This window comes from Xanthomonas sp. SHU 166 (genome assembly GCF_000364685.1).
In the GTDB taxonomy this organism is placed as follows: domain Bacteria; phylum Pseudomonadota; class Gammaproteobacteria; order Xanthomonadales; family Xanthomonadaceae; genus Xanthomonas_A; species Xanthomonas_A sontii.
Genome location: NZ_AQOJ01000834.1, coordinates 1 through 435, shown reverse-complemented (window position 1 = coordinate 435; position 435 = coordinate 1). Strand labels below are relative to the sequence as shown.

The window sequence follows — 435 nt, the reverse complement described above, 5'->3', positions numbered from 1 at the left end:
AGCACCAGGTCGTTCCAGCCGCGCCGCGCCCAGTCGGCGAGGTCGCGCCAGCGCCAGTCGCCGGCGCCGCCCTGCGCACCGGCGCCGCCGTCGAGCCGGTCCTCCAGGGTGTCGTAGATGCGTTCCGGCGCCACCGCCGCGGTCGGGTCCACCCGCACCCAGCCGCGTTGCGGCAGCCACACCTCGGCCCAGGCGTGCGCGTCCATGCGCCGCACCACCCAGTAGTCGCCGAACGCATTGCGGGTGCCGCCGGCATAGCCGGTGACCACGCGCGCAGGAATGCCGGCGCCGCGCATCAGCACCACGAACGCCGAACTGAAGTGCTGGCAGAACCCGGCCTTCTGCTGGAACAGGAACTCGTCCACGCCGTCGCGGCCGGGCAGCGGCGTCTCCAGGGTATAGGCGAAGTCGCGGCGGATCCATTGCAGGGCGCGG

Annotated in this window: 1 protein-coding gene; it reads right to left on the bottom strand. The window is 73.6% G+C overall.

Annotation, left to right across the window (positions count from 1 at the left end; genetic code table 11):
* Positions 1-435: transglutaminase-like domain-containing protein (locus D180_RS19170; RefSeq protein ID WP_043091363.1), on the bottom strand; the 435-nt coding region annotated here is incomplete at both ends.